The sequence below is a fragment of the Nesterenkonia suensis genome (genome assembly GCF_054782935.1).
The window spans coordinates 1-3,223 of sequence record NZ_BAAGRN010000017.1 but is presented as its reverse complement, the minus strand read 5'-3'; the positions used below and the strand labels follow the sequence as shown (position 1 = coordinate 3,223).

General features: G+C 70.3%; 2 protein-coding genes and 1 pseudogene. All 3 read right to left on the bottom strand.

The window, feature by feature from the left end:
* On the bottom strand, positions 1-1,891 hold a 1,891-nt coding region (locus tag ACYVKI_RS12900; protein WP_460690772.1), incomplete at its 3' end, for a CgeB family protein.
* Complete coding sequence (locus ACYVKI_RS12895; protein WP_460690771.1) at positions 1,888-2,292, bottom strand: hypothetical protein; 405 nt, start codon at positions 2,290-2,292, stop codon at positions 1,888-1,890. The genes ACYVKI_RS12895 and ACYVKI_RS12900, both read right to left, overlap by 4 nt.
* Positions 2,293-2,436: 144 nt before the next feature.
* Positions 2,437-3,223 (bottom strand): annotated as a pseudogene (locus tag ACYVKI_RS12890) (glycosyltransferase); the annotation flags it as partial.

Genomic DNA, 3,223 nt, shown 5'->3' with positions numbered 1-3,223 from the left:
TGGGGTCGGTGGAGCCGTCATCGATGAGCAGGATGTGCATCTGGGAGAAGATGCTGGAGCGGCGCAGGGAGGCGAAGGCCTTGTGGCGCAGGTGGTCGCCGTTGTTGTAGACCGGCACGATCACCGACAGGGTCAGGCCCTCCCGGGAGGCGACCTGGGCGACCTCCCGGCGGATGGCTTCGGGTTCGTCGTCTTCGGTGAGCACCTCGACACGGGGTCGACGGCGTGGGACGTGTCCCAGGTGGTCCTGCAGATGCACCTGCGCGGTGTCGGCGCAGAGCGCCTCCGCGGAGGCGAGAGCCTCGGCGGCCGGACGCAGCCAGGCACTGAGCGAGATGTCGCTGAGGTGTCCTCCGGAGACGTCGACAGGCTTCGTCGCGGACGGCACAGGGCGCAGCACACTGCCGGGGTGGTGACGCTGGGCATGAGAGTCCGCATCCTCGGCACGGCCGGCGTCGACCTTGGCCGTGACCGGCGCAGACTGGTAAGACAGTGCGGCGAGATGGTCGGCGACATAGGTGGGGGAGTACCGGCGGGCGGCGGAGACCGGCACCAGCACGTCGAAGCTGCCGTGCCGGTCAGGAAGCGTTGACCAGTCAGCCAGTTCCACCGGCCCGACGGTCTGCACCTGGAGATCCTCCATCAGCAGCCGATCGTCGCAGTCGGCGGTGTCGCTCACCGCCAGCACCCGATCCCTGAGCGGTGGAAGGGAGAGGCCCGCGGCTGTGAGCGCCTGGTGGAGCACGTCAACCGCGTGGTGTCGGCTGAAGGCATGGCGGACGCCGTCGCTCTGGGCCTGCCGCAGCTCCTCCAGGCTCAGTGCGGTGAGTCCCCCAGCGACATCCTCCACGGAGTTGGCGATCCGCACTTCGGGGAAATGTGAGTTGAGGCCCTGGTTGTAGGTCGAGAGGACCAAGGTCCCGGAGGCGAGCAGGTCGAGGGTCCGCGGGGCGAAGAGACTCTGGGAGTCCCCCACCTCCTGGGCCACCACGCCCACCGGAGCCAGCCGGTCCACGGCTGCCGCATGCGGCAGGGCCGACGGCGCCAGGTAGGGACGGTGCCTCCAGGGTGTGATGTGCTGGTTGATCCCGGCGTGTCGCTCCTGTCGGCCGACCAGCAGCTGGGATCCGGAGGCGATGACGCCGTCCAGGATCCACTCCAGGCTGCGGCGCGCCTCGCCGTCGAGGGTCTCCTGGCCCCGACCCTCCAGGTGCGCGACCAGCTGCAGCGGCAGATGCCGGGAACCCAGTGGAGAGCGTCCGACCGGGCTGATGGGATGTGTCACGGTCGCGACGTGTGTGGAGGCCGGCATGCTGCGTCGATACTCCTCGGCACCGGTCTCGGAGACTGCCAGCACCACGTCGCAGCGGGAGGCCACCCGGATCTCGTGCGGATCGGGCCGCAGGCGCGTCAGGTCGACATAGATCAAGGGGACGGAGGCTTCTCGGGCCGCGCGGACGGCGCGCCCGCGGACCATCGGCGTCCTGACGGCCCGCGGTGTCAGCAGCACCGCATCCGCCTCCGCGACGGCGACGCCGGCCTCCTCGTCGTCAGCGGCGATGGGCCGCAGGTCCGCAGCCCCCTGCAGAGGTGCGGTCAGCCAGGGGTCGTCGAGGAGGGCGACAGTGCAGGGCAGGGCGGGGCGCGACGCGCCGTGCTCCAGCCGCGGAAGGGACATCAGCGCGGGCAGCAGCTCCTCGATCAGGGCCTCTCCACCGGCGCGGCCTCCCCAGAACGGTGAGGCCGCCGGAACTCCCAGCGCGCTCAGGTCCTCCCAGGAGCGCAGGGCGGCCAGCGGGTCGGGGGAGTCCAGCAGCTCCGCCACGCGCGCTCGCGCACGGTCGAGCTCGGTCTGACGGGGTTCCAGGCCCCGGTGGTGGGCCGAGGTCACCGGGCTCGTCCGGTGCCTCGGGTGACCTTGCCGATCCTGCCGACCCTGCCGACCCTGCCGACTTCGCGACGCACGCGGCGTGTCGCGGCGCGCAGGGCGCGTTCGGGGTCATGCACGGCGCTCTCCACCCGGCGGAGCACCCGTCCGGCGCGGGACTCGGACGAGGCCTGGGCTGAAGACTTCGGACTCGCCGCCGTGGTCTGCCGGTCGGCAGTCAGCCGATGCTCCAGCCGGGTCACGCGAGACCGGAGCTCGGAGATGTCCGACTCCTGGGTCCGCTCCAGCTGGTCGTAGGCCCAGCGGAGCTCGGCCAGCAGGGCCTCCTGCTGGCCGAGCAGCGCGACGATCACCTCGTGGGCGTCTCCTGTGTGCTGGTGCTCGGGTGCTGAATCTGCACTCATGCGGCTCCTCGATGCTCCTCGTCATACGACGTGTCCTGTCGTGCTCCGCCGGGAGCCGGGACACGCACACGCTGATCGGATGCGTCCGTCGCAGAAGGGCCGGCCGGATGCTGGTCCTTCCGCCTGTCGGCGGCGATCCTGCGGTCAGTCAGGTCGGCCCTGGAAGAATTCCCGGGCCTTCGGCGAAGTCCAACTGTACTCGCCGTAGAGCGACGCGATCTGCCGCAGCACGGCGGCGGCCTCCTCACGTTCGTGCGGCAGGACCCGACGGTACTTGCCCAGATACCAGGTCGTGAAGAACCGTTCGAGGCGCAGCGCCTGATAGGACTCCAGGAGCCCCACCTCCTTCAGCCAGGCTGCCCGAGCCTCCTCGAGGATCAGGTACTTCTGGAAGTATCCGGGGGAGACCACGTTCACGATGGAGGTGTCCACCGCACCGTAGTAGGTGTAGACCGGGCGGTACACCGGCACGTAGGCCCTGGCATGGTGGAGCATCTGTTGGAAGAAGAAGGTGTCCTGGCCGACGGCGCCTTCGGGCTGGACCAGGCCGAGGCCCTGGAGCCATGGGGTGCGGGCGACCAGGGCCTCGATGCTCGCGGGCCGGAACCCGATGGCCGGAAGGGAGTCCTCGTCGACGCGGAAGAGCCCGTCCCGGTACGGGATCGCCTCGGCGAACCAGGAGTGGTAGTCGTGCACTGCGTGCCGAGAGGTCCAGACCGCCGTCGTGCCGAGGGCGAAGTCGGCCTCCGGCTCCTCCTCGAGCCGTTCCAGCAGCTCCCAATAGCCGTCGTCGAGCTCCTCGTCGTCGGGGTCGAGGTAGGTGACGTAGGGGGTGTGGGTCAGGGTGAGGCCGGTGTTGCGCGGGCGGGAGGCGGAGCCGGATCCTCCGCGGCGGTGATGGTAGGCGGTGACGTTGGGCCAGCTGTGGGCG

What these genes read in the sequence shown, in the direction of transcription:
- ACYVKI_RS12895 (WP_460690771.1), bottom strand. Translation starts at nt 2,292, where the DNA reads ATGAGTGCAGATTCAGCACCCGAGCACCAGCACACAGGAGACGCCCAC.